This window comes from Kitasatospora albolonga, from assembly GCF_039535905.1.
Classification (GTDB): domain Bacteria; phylum Actinomycetota; class Actinomycetes; order Streptomycetales; family Streptomycetaceae; genus Kitasatospora; species Kitasatospora albolonga.
In genome coordinates this window covers 74,104-91,324 of record NZ_BAAAYB010000065.1, presented here as the reverse complement: position 1 = coordinate 91,324, position 17,221 = coordinate 74,104, and the positions used below count along the sequence as shown (strand labels likewise).

The window sequence follows — 17,221 nt, the reverse complement described above, 5'->3', positions numbered from 1 at the left end:
GGTCTCCTTCTTCCGCCTCGCGCAGTTCCTCGCGCCCCTGGGCCGCTGCCCTGCCGGGCGTCGTGCCTTCAGCCCTTGCGGGGGTTGGTGCGCTTGGTCGGCTCCGCCGTGCTCGGGTCCTCCGGCCACGGGTGGCGGGGGTAGCGGCCGCGCAGGTCGGCCCGGACCGCCTTGTACCCCTCGCGCCAGAAGGTGGCGAGGTCGCCGGTGACGGCGGCCGGGCGGCCGGCGGGGGAGAGCAGGTGGACCGTCAGGGGCACCCGTCCGTCGGCCAGTTTCGGTGCGGCCTGCCAGCCGAACAGCTCCTGCAGCTTGACCGCCAGCACCGGCCGGTCGCCCGAGTAGTCCACCCGGATCCGCGAGCCGCTCGGCACGGTGATCCGCTCCGGGGCCAGCTCCTCCAGCCGCCCGGCCTGGCCGGAGGCCCAGGGCAGCAGCCGCTGCAGGGCCGAGGCCACGTCGATCCGCTCCAGGTCGGCCCGCCGCCGGGCCCGGGACAGCTCCGGCTCCAGCCAGCCGCCCCCGGCCAGCGCCGTGTCGTCCACCTCGGGCCAGGGCTCGCCCAACTCCCGCTGGAGGAAGGCCAGTCGGGACCGTAGCCCGACCGCCTCCGGCGTCCACCGCAGCAGCGCTCCGACCCCCTCCCGGGCCAGGCCGTCCAGCAGTGCGGCCCGCACCAGCTCCGGATCCGGCTTCGCCAGCGGCGCCGCCTCCAGCTCCACCGCCCCCAGCGCGGACACCCGCCGCGCCGTCAACTCGCCCTGCCGCGAGGACCATTCGACCTCCTCGCGGGAGGCCAGCAGCGCCGCCCCGGCCACCCGCGCGGTCTCCTCCTCCAGGGCCGCCGCGAGCCGCACCCGGGCCGAGTGCGCCCCGGCCGGACGGTCCGCGACCGCCACCGCCAGCCACTCCTCGCCCGCCAGACGCGAACCGGCCCCCAGCTCGGCGGCCGTCCCCGAGGCCATCAGGTACGGCCCGTCCGCGGCCCGCGCCCGCGCGATCCGCTCCGGGTACGCCAAGGCGGCCACCATCCCCGGTACATGACGCTCCGTCACCGAGGGGCTGTCGCCGACGCCCTCCACCAGCCGCCCCAGCCGCCGCACCTCGTCCTTCCACCGCCGCGCGTACGGGTCGTCGGACGCTCCCGACCGCACCCGCCGCCACGCCTCGGTCAGGTCGTCGCCGAAGGCCCGCGGCGGCTCCTCGGAGAGCAGCGCCACCACCTCCGCCGCCCGCCGTGCCCCGACCAGCTCCGCGCCGTCCAGCAGCGCCCGGGCCAGCCGCGGGTGCAGCCCGCTGCGGACGATCCGCTGCCCGCGGGCGGTGGCCCGCCCGTCCGCGTCCACCGCGCCCAGGCCGGCCAGCACCTGACGCGCCGCCGCCATCGCCCCGGCGGGCGGGCGGTCCGGCAGCGCGAGCCCGGCGGCCGTCGGGTCGCCCCAGCAGGCCGCCTGGAGCGCGAAGGAGGTCAGCTCGGCCTGGGCGATCTCCGGGGTCGGGAAGCGCGGCGCCAGTGCGTCCTCCGCCTCGGCCCAGCACCGGTAGACCACCCCGGGAGCCTCGCGGCCGGCCCGCCCGGCGCGCTGCCGGGCCGCCGCCAGCGAGGCCCGCACCGTCACCAGCCCGGACAGGCCGCGCGCGTGGTCGGTGCGCGGTTCCCGGGCCAATCCGGAGTCGACCACCACCCGCACGCCCGGCACGGTCAGCGATGACTCCGCCACCGAGGTCGCCAGGATCACCCGGCGCCCCTCGCCCGCCGTCAGCGCGGCGTCCTGCACCGCCGCCGGAGCCTGCCCGTGCAGCTGCAGCACCTCGACCCCGGAAGCCCCCAACTGCCCTGCCACCCGGGCGATCTCCCCCACCCCCGGCAGGAAGCACAGCACGTCCCCGTCGCGCTCCGAGAGGGCCCGCCGCACCGTCGCGGCCACGTGCTCCAGCAGCAGCGGGTCCACCCGCGTCCCCTGCGGCGGCCGGACCCCGCGCGGCGGCGGCGCCCAGACCGTCTCCACCGGGTACGAGACGCCGTGCGCCTCCACCACCGGTGCGCCGCCCAGCAGTTCGGCCCAGGCGGCGGTGTCCGAGGTGGCCGAGGCGCAGACGATCCGCAGCTCCGGCCGCAGCGCGCCCCGCACGTCCAACAGGAAGGCCAGCGCGGTGTCCGCGTCCAGGTGCCGCTCGTGGCACTCGTCCAGCACCACCACGTCGACCCCGGTCAACTCCTGGTCCCGCTGCAGCCGTTGCAGCAGCACGCCGGTGGTGACCACCTCGACCACCGTCGAGGGCCCCGCCCGCCGCTCGCCGCGCACCGTCAGGCCGACCGCCCCGCCGACCGGCTGCCCCAGCAGCCAGGCCATCCGCCGGGCCGCCGCCCGCACCGCCAGCCGCCGCGGCTCGGCCACCAGCACCCGCCGCGCCGGGCCCGGAAGCCCGTCGGCCAGCCCGGCCAGTGCCAGCGGGACGAGCGTGGTCTTGCCCGTCCCGGGCGGGGCGGAGAGCACCGCCACCCCGTCCGAGGCCAGCGCCCGCTGGAGCGCGGGCACGGCGGTGCGGACCGGCAGTTCGAGCCCGGCGGAGCGCACGGCTCAGCCCCGCTCGGCGACGAAGACCGCGGTGCCCGGGATCAGCCGGCCGCGCAGCGGGCTCCAGCCGCCCCACTCCTGCTCCAGCCCCTCCGGCCACTCCGGCTCGACCAGGTCCAGCAGCCGGAAGCCCGCCCCGGTCAGCTCGCGCACCCGGTCGCCCACCGTCCGGTGGTGCTCCACGTAGGTGGCCCGCCCCTCGGCGTCCTGCTCGACGTACGGGGTGCGGTCGAAGTACGAGGCGGTGGCCGTCAGCCCCTCCACCCCCGGCTCGTCCGGGAAGGCCCAGCGGATCGGGTGGGTCACCGAGAACACCCAGCGGGCCCCGGGCCGCAGCACCCGGTGCACCTCGCGCATCAGCTCGGCGGTGTCGGCGCTGAACGGCACCGCCCCGTACGCCGAGCAGGCCAGGTCGAAGGAGCCGTCCGCGAACGGCAGCACGCCCGCGTCCGCCTGCACCACCGGCAGCGGCTCGGTGCCCCGGCCGAGGTCGATCCGCCGGGAGTGCTGCAGCTGCCGGTAGGAGATGTCCAGCGCCACCGGCACCGCCCCCTGGGCGGCCAGCCAGCGCGAGCACTGGGCCGCGCCGGCGCCGAGCTCCAGCACCCGCAGCCCCTTGAGCCCGGCCGGGTCGCCGAGCAGCCCGGCCTCGGCCTCGTCCAGGCCCTCGGGGCACCAGGTGAAGCGGTCGTCGCCCAGGAACGCGCCGTGCTCGTCCTGGTACTCGTCCGCGTTCCGGTCCCACCAGTGACGGCTGGCCCGGCTGGACTCGCCGGCTTCGGCGTCCCGCCGCAGCGCCTCGTCCTCGTCCTCCTCGGGGAGGTCGAGCGGCGCGAGGTCGTCGGGGTCGGTGGAGGAGGGGGTGGTGGCCAAGGTCGTGGAGCCCGTCGCGTAGGGTATGGGGTGCGGAAGCGCTGCTGTCGCGAGCGGTCCTCTACGAGGTCCGGTTCACGGCCGTGGCATCCGGGGAGAGGCCCCTGTGGCTGCCACCTGCTGGGTGCGCAATCGGAGGATATGGCCTGATCCATCCCGGCCTCCACCGTCTCGTCGTCTTCGACGTTGACCGTGCCCGGCTGTCCCCGTATGCTACAAGTTGCGCTGCGGGCCTGCGCGCCTCGGACGGAGCAGGTCGCGCTCGCATCTGTCGAAGACCCCACGGTCGCAAGACGGACACCATCTGGTTACCCAGACAGGTGGGCCGTCGTCTTGGCTGTCCGGCTTTCGGTGGGAGCGATACGGGCCCTCCGCGTGGCATTACCTACGACTTCATGTCCGTACCGGAGCCCTTTTCCTAATGACGAGCCCCACCGACACCTCTGTCAGCACCACCCCGCAGGTTGCGGTCAACGACATCGGCGATGCCGAGGCTTTCCTCGCCGCCATTGACGAGACCATCAAGTACTTCAACGATGGCGACATCGTCGAGGGCATCATCGTGAAGGTCGACCGTGACGAGGTGCTCCTCGACATCGGTTACAAGACCGAGGGTGTCATCCCCTCCCGCGAGCTCTCGATCAAGCACGACGTTGACCCGCACGAGGTCGTCAAGGTCGGCGACGAGATCGAGGCCCTGGTTCTCCAGAAGGAGGACAAGGAGGGTCGTCTGATCCTGTCCAAGAAGCGCGCTCAGTACGAGCGTGCCTGGGGCACGATCGAGAAGATCAAGGAAGAGGACGGCATCGTCACCGGTACCGTCATCGAGGTCGTCAAGGGTGGTCTCATCCTCGACATCGGCCTCCGTGGCTTCCTCCCGGCCTCGCTGGTCGAGATGCGCCGCGTCCGCGACCTCCAGCCCTACGTGGGCAAGGAGCTCGAGGCCAAGATCATCGAGCTGGACAAGAACCGCAACAACGTGGTCCTGTCCCGCCGTGCCTGGCTGGAGCAGACCCAGAGCGAGGTCCGCCAGACCTTCCTCACCACCCTCCAGAAGGGTCAGGTGCGCTCCGGCGTCGTCTCCTCGATCGTCAACTTCGGTGCCTTCGTGGACCTGGGTGGCGTCGACGGTCTGGTCCACGTTTCCGAGCTGTCCTGGAAGCACATCGACCACCCGTCCGAGGTCGTCGAGGTCGGCCAGGAGGTCACCGTCGAGGTCCTCGACGTCGACATGGACCGCGAGCGCGTCTCCCTGTCGCTGAAGGCGACCCAGGAGGACCCGTGGCAGCAGTTCGCCCGGACCCACCAGATCGGCCAGGTCGTCCCGGGTAAGGTCACCAAGCTGGTTCCGTTCGGTGCGTTCGTCCGCGTGGACGAGGGCATCGAGGGTCTGGTCCACATCTCCGAGCTGGCCGAGCGCCACGTGGAGATCCCGGAGCAGGTCGTCCAGGTCGGCGACGAGATCTTCGTCAAGGTCATCGACATCGACCTCGAGCGTCGTCGCATCAGCCTCTCGCTGAAGCAGGCCAACGAGGCCCTCGGTGGCGACGCCGCCGCGGCCGAGTTCGACCCGACCCTCTACGGCATGGCTGCCTCGTACGACGACGCGGGCAACTACATCTACCCCGAGGGCTTCGACCCCGAGGCCAACGACTGGCTCGAGGGCTTCGAGAAGCAGCGTGAGGAGTGGGAGCGCCAGTACGCCGAGGCGCAGACCCGCTTCGAGGCCCACCAGGCTCAGGTCATCAAGAGCCGTGAGGCCGACGCCGAGGCCGCTGCCGAGGGTGGCGACGCCGTCGCCGCCGCTGCCGGTGGCTCCTACACCTCGGCCAGCGACGAGGGCTCCGGCGCCCTCGCTTCGGACGAGGCGCTCGCCGCGCTCCGCGAGAAGCTGGCCGGCGGCCAGAGCTGAACACCGCCTGACCTCGGTCTCTGAGGTTCGGTAGTACACGGACCCCCCGTCCCGGTTCCCGGGACGGGGGGTCCGTTCGTGTGAGATGGATCGCGGCGCAGCGGTATAGGGAATTGGGTGGTTTACACCTAGCTTGGTGGGGAACCGCCCGAAAGGCCTACGCACCATGCGCACAATCCTCACTGCGGCACCCCCCTCCCCGTCCGACGACCAGAAGGTCGGCGGACGGCTCGCGGCCCTCGGTCGGTTCTGCTTCCGGCGCCGCCGCTGGGTGCTCGGCCTCTGGGCGGTGGTGCTCGTCCTCGGCGTGCTGATCGGCGGGAAGGTGTTCGAGGGCACCGTCTCGGCCACCGACGCCAAGGGCTCGGAGTCCTCGGCCGGCGCCGCCGTGCTGGCCCAGGCCGACCCCTCGCGGGGGACCGTCACCGCGGTGGTGGACGGCGTACAGGTGACCGACCCGGCGGTGAAGTCGGCCGTCACGGACGCCACTTCGGTGATCGGGAAGCTGCCCGGGGTGCTCTCGGTGGCCGACACGTACGGCAGTGACGGGGCGCTGAGCGCCGCGGACGGGAAAGCCTCGCTGGTCTCCGTGCGGATGGCGGACGGCTCGACCGACGCGCAGCTCAAGGCCGTGACGGACGGCTTGAAGGGGATCCACGCGCCGGGTGCCAAGGTGACCGTCGGCGGGGACCTGGTGACCCAGCAGGAAGTGGTCGCCCAGACCCAGGCGGACACCCGTTTCGGTGAGATCGTCACGCTGCCGTTGACGCTGCTGGTCATGGTGCTGGTCTTCGGCGGCTTCGCGGCCGCCAGCCTGCCGGTGATCGGGGCGGTCGCCTCGGTGGGCGGGGCGCTGCTGGCCATGTTCGGCTTCAGCCGGCTGATGGACATCGACACCAGCGTGCTGCCGATCGCCACCGTGCTCGGCCTCGGACTCTCCATCGACTACGCCCTCCTGATGGTCAACCGCTTCCGCGAGGAGCGCGGCCACGGGGCCGCGATCGCCGCCGCGGTGGAGCGGACGGCGGCGACCGCCGGACGGACCGTCATGTTCTCCGGCCTGACCGTGGCCGTCGCGCTCTCCGGCCTCTTCGTCTTCACCAGCCCGGTCTTCCGGGCGGTCGCGGTGGCCGGGGTGAGCGTGGTGGTGATCGCCGTCGCGGCCGCGCTGACCCTGATCCCCGCACTGCTGGGCTTCGTCGGCCACAAGGTCAAGACCCCCACCGAGCCGGTGCCCGACGAGGGCTTCTTCACCCGGACGGTGCGGCGGGTGCAGCGCCGGGCGATCCCGGTGGTGCTGGCCTGCGTGGCGCTGCTGATGGCGGCCGGCGCCCCATTCCTCGGCTCCGACTGGCGCAGCTCCGGCGCCGCCGTGCTGCCGGCCTCATCGGCCGGCCGGCAGGTGGCCGAGACCGTCGAGCAGCGTTTCCCGGCCCTGGCCCCCGCACCGGTGACGGTGGTGGTCGAGGCCGACCGGGCGGCCGCCCAGCACTACGCCGACCAGGTGGTCTCCAAGCTCCCCGACGTCGCCGGGGTCCGGGCCGTGACCGCGGTCTCGCCGGGGGTGAGCACCGTGGAGGTGCTGGTCCACGGCGATCCGCAGGGCGCCGAGGCCAAGCGGGTGGTGAAGGAGCTGCGCGAGCAGCGCGACGGGATGACCACCCACGTCACCGGGGACGCCGCCTCGGTGGTGGACTTCCAGCACGAGATCGTCACCCGCGGCCCGTGGGCGCTGGGCCTGGTCGCCGTCGGCACGCTGGTGCTGCTCTTCCTGATGACCGGCTCGGTGGTGATGCCGGTCAAGGCCCTGCTGATGAACGTCCTCTCGCTCGGGGCCTCGCTCGGCGCGCTGACCCTGGTCTTCCAGCACGGCTACTTCAGCGGCCTGCTCGGCTTCACGCCGACGGGCGGGCTGGAGACCTTCATACCCGTGCTGGTCTTCGCCTTCGCCTTCGGGCTCTCGATGGACTACGAGGTCTTCCTGCTGGCCCGGATCAAGGAGCTCCGGGACCAGGGCCACAGCTGCTCGCGCGCGGTGGAGCTCGGACTCCAGCGCAGCGGGAAGATCATCACCTCGGCCGCGCTGCTGATGGTCATCGTCTTCGCGGGCTTCGCGGCCGGGCAGATGCTGATGGTCAAGGAGATGGGGATCGCGCTCGCGGTGGCCGTGGCGGTGGACGCCACCCTGGTGCGCTGCCTGCTGGTGCCGGCCGCGATGACGCTGTTCGGCGAGTTCAACTGGTGGGCACCGGCGCCGCTGCGCCGACTGCACCGGCGGTTCGGGCTGACCGAGCACGTGGCGCTGCCGCCGCTGCCGCAGCCGGTGCTGCCGGCCCAGGCGCCGCCGGTGGACGGACGGCTGGACGGGCCGCTGGAGGAGAAGGTGCCCGCCCCGGTCGGCTGACGGTGGGTCAGCGCAGGGTGCAGGAGTTGCCGAAGTCGCCGTTGAGGGCGGACAGTCCGCCGAGCGCGTCGCAGGCGGCGGCCGGGCCGGCGGTGAGCAGCAGGCCGCCGACGGTGGTGGCGAGCAGGAGCGCGAGCCGGGTGCGGGTGAGCTTCATGAGGGTTCCTCGGGGTTCCTTGCTCGGTGGGGCGTGGCGTGGTTCGTACGGAGCGCACTGCACAACGCCGGTGCGGCGGCGAGGGAATGGCGGCTCACCCGGGCGGCGGAGCGTACGCCGGTAGGCGGTAGCCTGGCCCGCATGCTGAGGATCGGACTGACGGGCGGGATCGGGGCGGGCAAGAGCGAGGTGTCCCGGCAGTTCGCCGCACTGGGTGCGGTGATCGTGGACTCCGACCTGATCGCCCGTGAGGTGGTGGAGCCGGGGACGGACGGGCTGCGCGCGGTGGTGGCCGAGTTCGGCGAGGGGGTGCTGCGCGAGGACGGCACGCTGGACCGGCCGGCGCTCGGCGCGCTGGTCTTCGGCGACCCGGAGCGGCTGGCCGCGCTGAACGCGATCGTCCACCCGCTGGTACGGGCCCGCTCCGCGGAGCTGGAGGCCGCCGCCGGGGACGCCGACGTCGTGGTGCACGACGTCCCGCTGCTCGCGGAGAACGGGCTGGCGCCGCTGTACGACCTGGTGGTCGTGGTGGACGCCGAGGACGAGGTGCGGCTGGACCGGCTGGTGCGGCTGCGGGGGATGGCGGCCCAGGAGGCCGAGGCCCGGATGGCGGCCCAGGCGACCCGCTCCGCGCGGCTGGCGGTGGCCGATCTGGTGATCGACAACAGCGGGCCGCTGGCCGAGCTGGCGCCGCAGGTGCGCGCGGTGTGGGAGCGGCTGCGCGAGCGGCTCTGAGGCGGTGCCGCGGGCCGGTGTCGTGGGGTGGTGTCGCGGGCCGGTATTCCGCACGGGCGTCCGGGCTGTTCGGCTAAGGTCTCGGTGATCTTGTCGAACACCTGCCCGTAGCGGAGACGCACGGGCGCCAGGGGGAGTCGTACCAGCCATGACCGAGAACCAGCCGTTCCCCGGCGGTCCGTCCGCCACCGACCCGTGGGCCGTTCCGGCCGCCGCCGCGCCCGCCGTCGCGTCGGCCGGAGGGAGCCGGAAGCGGTTCCTGCTGGGGACGGCGGCGGCGGTCGTGGCCGCCGTCGTGGTGGCGGGGACGCTGCTCTACGTCAAGGTGGACGACCTGGTGCGCGAGGCGGTCGCCTCCGGGGCCGGGCCCGCGACCGGGCAGTGCTACGTCGAGGGGCTGCGGAGCGGCGAGGACGACTCGGTGCTGCTCTCCCGGCTGCGGGTCGTCCCCTGCGAGCAGCGGCACGAGGGCGAGGTGGCCGGCACCGTCCGGTTGGAGGACTCGCTGGGGGCCGCGCCGACCGAACGGCAGATCTCGCACGCGGCGGTGCTGGCCTGCTCGCCGCAGTGGGACGCGTACGCCCCGGACAGCTGGGCGATGCCGCGGCACGTGGGGGAGTCCCACATCTACCCGTCGAGCCGTCAGTGGGCGGCCGGGAAGCGGGAGGCGCTCTGCGTCTTCGACGGTGGCAGGACGGGCTCCACCGGATCGGTGCGGGTCGCGGCCGGCTCGCTGAACGAGAGTCAGCTCGCCTACCTGCGTGCGGTCAACCCGTACAACCGGGCCTACGCGGAGGACCCGTACAACGGCTCCGGCGAGGTCGAGCGCGCCGACCTGGCGGAGTGGGTGCGGCAGATGGCCGAGGCCTCGGAGCGGGAGGCCCAGGCGCTGCGGGCGGTGGTGTGGCCGGAGGCGGTCCGGCAGCCGATGAGCAGGATGCTGGACGCCAAGGACCGGGAGACCGCCGCCTGGCGGGCGGCCGTGCACGTGGGCGACGCCGAGGACCTGGAGGACCTGGCGGACTCGGCGGACGAGATCTCCTCGGACAGCATTGGCCCCGCGACGGCGGTCCGCAAGGCGCTCGGGCTGGCCACCGGCTCGACGGGGTCCCCCACGGCGGGGACGACGGCGCCGGGCGGGCTCCAGGTCTGACCGCGCGGTGGCCCCCGCCGGATCACGGCGGGGGCCGTTCTCGGCTCTGTTTTTAGGTCGAGTGACCTATATTGGGTCCATGGCACTCGATCAGCTCTCCCACGACCCCGCCGGACCGGTCCTGCTGCTCGGCGGCTACGGCACCGTCGGGGCCGAACTCGCCCGCGCCGCAGCCCCGTTCGCACCGTTGCTGCTGGCCGGCCGTAGTCCGGAGCGGGCCGCGGAGCTCTGCCGGGAGACCGGCGCCGAGGCCCGGCGGTGGGACCTGGCCGACCCGGAGCCCTTCGCCGCCGGGGTGCGGGCCGTGGTGGCCCTGGTGAACGACCCGGCCGACCGGGCGCTGGACGCGGCCCTGCGCGGCGCGGTCCCGCACGTGGACGTGACCCGCTGGACGGCGCGGCTGCAGCGGGCCGTCGCCCGCGTCTCGCTGGCCCCGGCGGGCGGGCCGGTGCTGCTCTCCTCCGGGTGGATGGGCGGGGTGGTCCCGCTGCTGGCCGCCGCACTCGCCGAGCGCCTGGGCGGGCTGGAGACGCTGGACACCGCCATCCGCTACGACCTCGCCGACCGGGCCGGGGCCGACTCGGTGGAGTTCATGGACCGGCTGGGCCTCGCCTTCGAAGCCACCGAGGGCGGCCGGACCGCGCCGGTGGTGCCGCTGACCGGGGCGCGGACCTTGGTCGTGGGCGGCGAGCGGACCAAGGTGGCGCGGATCGACACCCCCGAGCAGTTCACCCTCCCGCTCACCCTGGGCGCCACCGGCGTGGCCACCCGGATCGGCTTCAGCAGTACGGGTGCCACCAATGCGCTGCTCGGCCTCGGCCGCCTCGGTTTCTTCCGCTGGGCCTCGGGCGAGCGCTGGCAGCCGACCAGGCGCCGCCTGCTGTACGCGCCCGGGCAGGGCGGCACCGCGCGGATCCGGCTGGACGCCACCGGGCCCCGGGGGCGGGCGTCCTGGACCGTCACCGATCCGCTCGGGCAGGCCCATCTCACGGCGGTGGGAGCCCTGTTGGGGCTGCGGCGGGTGCTGGGGGAGGACGGTGCCGCGGCACCGTCCGGGCTCGCCTTCCCGGAGCAGCACCCGCTGCCGGGCGGGGTCCTCACCGCGCTCGCGGAGCTGGGAGTGGTGGTCGAGGCCGGGGCCGTCGGGGCCGCCGGGGCGGTCGCGGCGTGAGCACGGCGAAGGGGAGCGCGCGGCGGACGGCCATCCTGGACGCGGCGGAGCGCACCCTGGTGACGGGTGGTCACGGGGCCCTGTCGCTGCGGGCGGTGGCCGAGGCGGCCGGAGTGCGGCTCGGGCACCTGCAGTACTACTTCCCGAGCCGGGACCAGCTGGTGGCGGAGCTGCTGGCCCGGGTGCTGCACCGCTCACTGGACCAGCTCGGGGCGGAGAGCGCCGCCACCGAGGCCGACCCCGAGCGGCTGGTGGCGATGCTGCTGGCCCAGCACCAGGACGGCGAACTGGTGCGGCTGTTCGTGGAGTTGTGGGCGCTGGCGGCGCGGGACGAGGCGGTGGCGGCGGCGGTCCGGGCGTTCTACGCCGACTACGGGCGGCTGGTGGCCGGGCAGATCGGGGGTTGGCGTCCGGAGCTTCCGGTGGCCGAGTGCCTGGCCAGGGCGGAGGCCTTCGTGGCGCTGATCGAGGGGGGCCTCGCTCTTCCGGTCGGGGGTGGCGGGGCGCGCCTCGGCCGGGACGGACGGTCAACTCCTGTCGGCCGCGCGGCTGTTGCTCCTGGGATAGGCCGGCCGGGTGTTGTCCCGCTCCGACGCCCGGTGCGTCAGACGGCGCGCAGGGCGCCGGGGCGGCGGCCGGTGAGGCGGTCGAGGGCGGCGGCGGTGGCCTCGTCGGCGGGCAGGTGGACGATCAGGCGCTGCTCGTCGTCGGCGGGGAGGTCGAGGGTCTCGTAGGCCAGTCGCAGGGCGCCGGCCTCCGGGTGGGTCAGGCGGGTGGTGCCGCTGGTGCGGGGCAGACCGGCCAGCCGCTCCAGCCGGTGGCTGAACCCGGCACCGGCCGCCACCGTCAACTCGTCCATCAGGGCGGCGACATGGGGATCCGAGCGGCCAGGGCCCTGCTTGAGGGCGGCCACCTGGTCGTCGGCCGCCTGCTCCCAGTCGGGGAGGGCGGTGCGGGCCCGCGGGTCGGTGAAGACGTAGCGGGGGAGGCTGGGCCACGGGCCGTCCAGCAGGCCGATCGGCTCCATCAGCAGGCGGTAGCCGGAGGTGGTGGCGAGCACCTCGCCGAGCCGGTTGACCAGGACGGCGGGGCCCGGCTCCAGCCGGTCGAGCAGTGCCCGCACCGTCGGCCGGACGGCCCGGCGGGGCTGGGCGCCGCCGGTGCAGCTGAACGAACCGTCGGCCCCCTTGGCGAGGCGGTGCAGGTGCACGCGCTCGGACATGGTCATCCGCAGCGCGTCGCCCAGTGCGCCGAGCACCTCGGTGGAGGGCCGGCGGTCCCGGCCCTGCTCCAGCCGGGTCAGGTACTCCACGCTGACCCCGGCGAGGGTGGCGAGTTCGGACCGGCGCAGCCCCGGTGTCCGGCGGCGGGTGCCGGTCGGCAGACCGGCCTCGGCGGGCGTCACCGACTCGCGGCGCAGGCGCAGGAAGAGTCCCAACTCGTTGTCGCTCATGGTGGCGACGCTAACAGGCGGGGCGCGGCGGATCGTGGCCCTGGTACTACCACCCTCGGCGCGGTCTCCCTCCGGCTCCGGTGGGGCGGCAGATTGGTGGAGCGGCCCCGGTCGGGGGCCGGTCCGGAAGATCCGATCCATCGTCAGGAGCAGTGCCATGTCCGGTGACAAGCTCAATCTGGTCGTCCTCGTCGGCAGCGTGCGGGAGGGCCGCTTCGGCCCGGTGGTGGCCGACTGGTTCGCGGGCCGTGCGGCGGAGCACGGCGCGTTCGCGGTGGAGGTGGTGGACCTCGCGGAGTACGACGTCCCGGTGTCGCTGCCGGCCACGCCGCCCGCGATGCACCCCGAACTGCCGCGCCCCGAGCGGATGGCGGGGCTGACGGCGAGGCTGGCGGCCGCGGATGCGGTGGTCGTCCTGACGCCCGACTACAACCGCAGCTTCCCGGCCTCCCTGAAGGCGGCCGTCGACTGGTACCACCGGGAGTGGGCCGCGAAGGCGGTCGGCTTCGTCGGCTACAGCGGCGCCAGCGGCGGCGTGCTGGCGATCGAACAGCTGCGGCAGGTCTTCGGCGAGTTGAACGCCCATGCGGTGCGGGAGTACGTCTCCTTCCCCCGGTTCTACGAACTCTTCGCGGCGGACGGCACCCTGCACGCCCCGGACGGCCCCGAGGCGGCGGCCAAGGCGATGCTCGACCAGCTCGCCTGGTGGGGGTCGGTGCTCCACGACGCCCGCCGGGACCGGCCGTTCGCGGCCTGAGGCGGCGCGGGCTAGAACCGCTGTGGTGCGGCCAGGTACCAGGCCGGCGGAGGCGGGGTGGGGTGGGCCAGCTTGTAGAGCCGGGCGCCCCCCACCGCCAGGGTGGTGCAGGAGGCCAGGGCGACGACGGCCAGCGTCATGACGTGCCCCGAGAGCAGGATCGACCAGGCCACCGCCTGGAGGGCGGCGAGCGGGACGAGCAGCAGGGCGCGCGTCCGGATGCCCAGCCACCCGAGGACGGTGACCACCAGGGCGAGCAGGGTGGCCGGCCCCATGACCACGGCGCATCCCAGGATCACGAGGAAGATCAGTTCGAAGATCACGCCGCACGCTCCGGTTCGGACGGGAGGGTCCTGACGACGCCATCCTGACAGAGAGTTTGAACATGTTCAATCTCAAGGTCCGGGTGGCGGTCACGTGTGCCAAATGCCCGGTGTTGGGCGGAAATTGGCAGGAGGGAAACGTCCGGGTCCTTGTGTGCGGGGCGGGTTGCGTGGAGACTGCCGGGCAATCGTTCGAGGTGCTCGGCAGGAGGGGAGGGTGGGGCGGATGGCCGTACGGCGGTACTGGTACGTGCTCGCGCTGTTCGGGGTGCTGATCGGCTGTTCGCTGCCGCTGTACCGGGTGCCCGTGGACGGCTGCCGCCAGGTGGTGCCCGACGGGTTCTGCGCGGCGGTGGTCTTCCGCTCGCCCGGCGGGCTGCTCGGGACCCACGAGCTGGCCCGGCCGGGGTGGCTGGCGGTGTACTGGGCCCTCGCGCTGGTGCTCGCCTGCTGGCTGGTGCTGCGCCGCTACCGGCGGGCCGGGCGGCCGGTGCGGGTGGTGCCGGCGGTGCTCGGGATGGTGCTGCTCGGCGGGGCGGCGGCGGTGCTCACCGTGATCGGGTGGAACGGGCTGCGCAGCCCCTCGGCCTGGGCCGCCTCGGCGCACCTGCTGGTCTTCAACGGTGCCACCCCGCTGGTGGTCGCGGCCGGGGCCCTGCTGCTGCTCGGGGCGGGGGAGCGCAGCTGGGTGCTGCTGCTCTTCGCGCTCGGCTTCGCGGCGGTCGCGTACGGCTGCGCCACCTACGACCCGCTCCACCTCGCGGAGCGGCTGGGCTGGGTGGTCGAACTGCCGGACGGGCTGGTGGAGTACCGGCCCGCCCTCCACCTGGCGATCCCGGCCGCCGTGCTGCTCGCCGCGGCCGTGGCGGCCGGCCTGACGGGTCGTTTCACCCGGGGCACCGGCGGCCGCCACGCCCGCGAGGAGGAGTAGCGGCCCCGTCGGCCCTGGCTGCCTGGCTGCCTGCCGGTCCCGCCGGCCCCGTCAGCCGAGTACGGCGGTGGTGAGTTCGGCGACCGCCGTGGCGAGGGGGGCGATCGGGACGGCGATGGCGGTGAGGCGGTCCAGGGCGCGGCGCAGGACGCCGGGCTGGGGGTCGTCCTCGGCGAGCTCCTCGCGCAGGCGGCGGAGTTCGACCTGCGGGGTCTCGGGGTCGGGGAGATCGCCGGCGTGGGCGGTGAGCAACTGCTCGATGACGGCGAGGAGTTCCTCGACCCGGCGGGACGGGGCGGCGGACTGGAAGGCGATCTGGTGGGCGATGGCCCGGGCGCCGGGGCCGACGGCCTGGTTGCCGACCTGGCTGTGGCCGCCGGACTGCTGGACGCCGTAGTTGGCGCCGGGGTCGGAGTGGGTCAACGCTGGCTCCTCGGTTGCTGGACGGACGGTGCGGCCGGTGCGGGGGAGGACTGGGCGAGGGCGCCGGGGCCGACGGCCTGGTTGCCGACCTGGCTGATCCCGCCCTGTTGGATGACCCCGAAGTTCACCAGGTTGTTCTGCTGCTGGGCGGTCAGCGGGCCGGTGTCCACGCCGTGCTCGTCCAGGAAGTCGCGGACGGCGGTGAGCGCGTGCTGGAACAGGGCCAGGGCGGTGTGGACGCAGTCGCTCTCCTGGTAGTGGTTCGGGAAGCCCGGGCCCGCGGCGGCCTCCCGGACGCTGAGGCGGGCGCCGTGGTCGAACGCCGGGTCGTGTTCGAGGGCGAGGAGCCCCCGTCGCAGCCGGTTGCGGTGGCGGCGGTCGTAGCCGGCCAGGTCGAGGTAGGCGGAGGGGGCCCGGCGCAGCAGGGTGGGGGCCTGGCCGAGGGCGGCGAGCCGGAGGGCGTCCAGCCGGGCGCCCGAGAGCTCGCGCGGGAGCAGGTCGACCTCGTGGTGGGCGGCCAGGACCGGCCGCAGGACGTGCAGCGCGGAGTCCAGGTGGAGGGTCCGCCCGCTGATGGAGACCCGGAGGAAGTGACTGGGCACCACGTCGTCGCCCCAGAGCGGCAGATGGGCGACCAGGTGGTGGCGGGCCCGGCCGTCGGGGTCGAGCGTGATCTCCCTGACCTGCTCCTCGGACAGTCGGGTGACCGGGTGGAGCAGGTCGGCCGGGAGCAGCCGGGGATCGTCGGCGGCCACCGTGCCGTGGACCGAGACGCGGTGCTCCAGCCGCAGGCCCGCCAGGTCGGCCTCGGCGCCGCCCGGGGGCTCGGCGGAGTGCCGGTCGGAGGTCTCCCGGAGCCGGTCGCGCACGGCCGTGATCAGCTCCCAGGCGTCGAACTCCCGTATCGCGGACGGCTGCCCGCCCGGCAGGCCGCCCGCGGGCAGCAGGGGGACGACGATCGGCGGGACGGTGGCGAGGGCCGGGCCGTAGCCGAGGAACGGCAGGTAGCTGCTGTGCACGGTGACGTTTCCCTGCTGGGCCCGGGCGATGGCCAGCAGGCGCTCACCGGTCCAGTCGGGGCCGAGCGGCTCGACCGGTGCGTCCGGCCGGAAGGCCTCGCGGTGGAGCTGGCCGCGCAGCCGGGCGTCCACGTCCCGGACGTGACGCAGGGTCAGCAGCTGGGCGGCGGCCAGTCCGCCGCCCATGGCCAGCAGCGCCGGGACGCCGGCCAGGTAGCCCCCGGTCAGCCAGGCCCAGAACCCGGGGGGTTCGTACGCCGCGAGCAGGGCCAGGGCGGCCGCCGGGACGGCCGCCGCCACCGGGACGGTGAGCAGCAGTAGGACCAGCGCGCGGGGGGTGACGCCCTCGCGGCGCCCGCGCTCGGACCCCTCCGAGCGGTCGTACCGGCCGTTCCGGGCGGCGGCGCCGAGCACGGCCAGGACCAGCCCGGTGAGCAGCAGCCAGAGCGGGCTGACCAGCAGCAGCGCCAGGAAGGCCAGGGCCAGCGCGCCGTCGCGGCGGCGGCGCAGGGCCTGGGCGGCCAGCGCGTGCCGGGCGACCGGCACCAGGTCCACCCCCGGTGAGGCGGCGACCGCGCCGAGCTCGTCCGCGACCAGCTCCTCGGTGACCAGGCGGGCGAAGGCGGGGTCGGTGTAGACGGCGGCGCTCAGGTACCGGGTGACGTCGCCGGGCTCACTGCCCAGCGGGACGCCGGTGGCGTGCGGCACGGACATCGCGGAGCTCCGTTCGGAGGGCGGGGTGGCCGGGCGGGTCCGGCGACCCGGGCCGAGACCCGGGCGGCGGGCCGTGGACGGGTGGCCGAGGGGGTCCGTACCGAGGCCGGACAGGGCGAGGGCGAGGGCGCCCGCCAGCAGCAGGCCGAAGTCCGCGGAGACCGGAAAGAGCAGGTCGACCCCGGCGCTGGACAGCTCCGAGCCCCTGAGCACCAGGAACAGCGCGGCCCAGTGGGCCAGCGAGGCCAGCACGGTGGCGAGGGTGGCCGTGCCCACGCAGCCGGCCAGCAGCCGGCCGCGGCCCTGGCCGATCGGCACCAGCCGTGGTGTCCACCAGAGCAGCGCCAGCAGCAGGACGGCGGTGGAGGTGGTGCTGATGATCCGGCCGTCGGTCTCGCTCAGCCGGAAAACGGTGCCGACCAGGTCCTGGTCGGACAGCCAGGCCGGGAACCGGAGTTGGTAGAGCAGCCAGCGCAGCACGGGGTTGTCCGCGTCGGGCGCGGGGAGTGCGCGCTGGGTCCACGGGAGGCCGGTGAGCAGGAGCACCAGGACGAGCAGGTGCACCCTGCGCCGCACGGCGCGGTGGGTGGCGCGGTCCGCGCCGGTCATGTCTGCGC

General features: G+C 74.6%; 14 protein-coding genes and 1 pseudogene. 8 read left to right on the top strand and 7 right to left on the bottom strand.

All coding sequences use genetic code 11. The annotated features are described in order from the left end of the window. Window positions 1-68: 68 nt before the first annotated feature. Window positions 69-2,579 (bottom strand): ATP-dependent helicase HrpB, encoded by a 2,511-nt coding sequence (gene hrpB, locus ABD946_RS16500; protein ID WP_345284255.1) that lies wholly within the window; start codon window positions 2,577-2,579, stop codon window positions 69-71. A 3-nt stretch (window positions 2,580-2,582) separates the two neighbouring features. Next, the gene (locus tag ABD946_RS16495) at window positions 2,583-3,374 is read right to left on the bottom strand and encodes a class I SAM-dependent methyltransferase (protein WP_380148947.1); all 792 of its coding nucleotides are present in this window, start codon (window positions 3,372-3,374) and stop codon (window positions 2,583-2,585) included. A 499-nt stretch (window positions 3,375-3,873) separates the two neighbouring features. On the opposite strand from ABD946_RS16495, the gene rpsA reads away from it, so the two are divergent. Then, entirely contained in the window at window positions 3,874-5,364 is a 1,491-nt protein-coding gene (rpsA, locus tag ABD946_RS16490; RefSeq protein WP_345284251.1) for a 30S ribosomal protein S1, read from the top strand. 166 nt (window positions 5,365-5,530) lie between these two features. Next, window positions 5,531-7,768 carry an MMPL family transporter gene (locus tag ABD946_RS16485; protein WP_345284249.1) on the top strand — a complete coding sequence of 746 codons (2,238 nt, stop codon included), beginning with the start codon at window positions 5,531-5,533 and terminating at the stop codon, window positions 7,766-7,768. Window positions 7,769-7,775: 7 nt separating this feature from the next. Here ABD946_RS16485 and ABD946_RS16480 read toward each other — a convergent pair whose 3' ends face one another. After that, complete coding sequence (locus tag ABD946_RS16480; RefSeq protein WP_345284247.1) at window positions 7,776-7,925, bottom strand: hypothetical protein; 150 nt, start codon at window positions 7,923-7,925, stop codon at window positions 7,776-7,778. 141 nt (window positions 7,926-8,066) lie between these two features. On the opposite strand from ABD946_RS16480, the gene coaE reads away from it, so the two are divergent. The 4 genes and pseudogenes from coaE to ABD946_RS16460 all read left to right on the top strand — a co-directional run. After that, window positions 8,067-8,660 carry a dephospho-CoA kinase gene (gene coaE, locus ABD946_RS16475; protein ID WP_345284245.1) on the top strand — a complete coding sequence of 198 codons (594 nt, stop codon included), beginning with the start codon at window positions 8,067-8,069 and terminating at the stop codon, window positions 8,658-8,660. Window positions 8,661-8,808: 148 nt separating this feature from the next. Then, window positions 8,809-9,813 carry a septum formation family protein gene (locus tag ABD946_RS16470; RefSeq protein WP_345284243.1) on the top strand — a complete coding sequence of 335 codons (1,005 nt, stop codon included), beginning with the start codon at window positions 8,809-8,811 and terminating at the stop codon, window positions 9,811-9,813. Window positions 9,814-9,892: 79 nt separating this feature from the next. Continuing rightward, on the top strand, window positions 9,893-10,984 hold the full coding sequence (locus ABD946_RS16465; RefSeq protein WP_345284241.1) for a saccharopine dehydrogenase family protein: 1,092 nt from the start codon (window positions 9,893-9,895) through the stop codon (window positions 10,982-10,984). Then, window positions 10,981-11,097: pseudogene (locus ABD946_RS16460) on the top strand (TetR/AcrR family transcriptional regulator); the annotation flags it as partial. The gene ABD946_RS16465 and the pseudogene ABD946_RS16460, both read left to right, overlap by 4 nt. Before the next feature lie 491 nt (window positions 11,098-11,588). Here ABD946_RS16460 and ABD946_RS16455 read toward each other — a convergent pair. Next, window positions 11,589-12,437 (bottom strand): helix-turn-helix domain-containing protein, encoded by an 849-nt coding sequence (locus tag ABD946_RS16455; RefSeq protein ID WP_345284240.1) that lies wholly within the window; start codon window positions 12,435-12,437, stop codon window positions 11,589-11,591. 157 nt (window positions 12,438-12,594) lie between these two features. On the opposite strand from ABD946_RS16455, the gene ABD946_RS16450 reads away from it, so the two are divergent. Continuing rightward, the gene (locus ABD946_RS16450) at window positions 12,595-13,194 is read left to right on the top strand and encodes an NADPH-dependent FMN reductase (RefSeq protein ID WP_345284239.1); all 600 of its coding nucleotides are present in this window, start codon (window positions 12,595-12,597) and stop codon (window positions 13,192-13,194) included. Window positions 13,195-13,205: 11 nt separating this feature from the next. Here ABD946_RS16450 and ABD946_RS16445 read toward each other — a convergent pair whose 3' ends face one another. Then, window positions 13,206-13,517 carry a hypothetical protein gene (locus ABD946_RS16445; protein ID WP_345284238.1) on the bottom strand — a complete coding sequence of 104 codons (312 nt, stop codon included), beginning with the start codon at window positions 13,515-13,517 and terminating at the stop codon, window positions 13,206-13,208. Window positions 13,518-13,743: 226 nt separating this feature from the next. Here ABD946_RS16445 and ABD946_RS16440 point away from each other — a divergent pair, with 226 nt between their 5' ends. After that, the gene (locus ABD946_RS16440) at window positions 13,744-14,448 is read left to right on the top strand and encodes a hypothetical protein (RefSeq protein WP_345284237.1); all 705 of its coding nucleotides are present in this window, start codon (window positions 13,744-13,746) and stop codon (window positions 14,446-14,448) included. A gap of 51 nt (window positions 14,449-14,499) precedes the next feature. Here the strand turns inward: ABD946_RS16440 and ABD946_RS16435 are convergent, their stop codons facing one another. Continuing rightward, a complete protein-coding gene (locus ABD946_RS16435) occupies window positions 14,500-14,871 on the bottom strand; it encodes a DUF5955 family protein (protein ID WP_345284235.1) in 372 nt (123 codons plus the stop codon). Beyond that, on the bottom strand, window positions 14,868-17,213 hold the full coding sequence (locus ABD946_RS16430) for a hypothetical protein (protein ID WP_345284233.1): 2,346 nt from the start codon (window positions 17,211-17,213) through the stop codon (window positions 14,868-14,870). The genes ABD946_RS16435 and ABD946_RS16430 overlap by 4 nt, the downstream gene beginning before the upstream one ends. Between the last annotated feature and the right edge of the window lie 8 nt (window positions 17,214-17,221).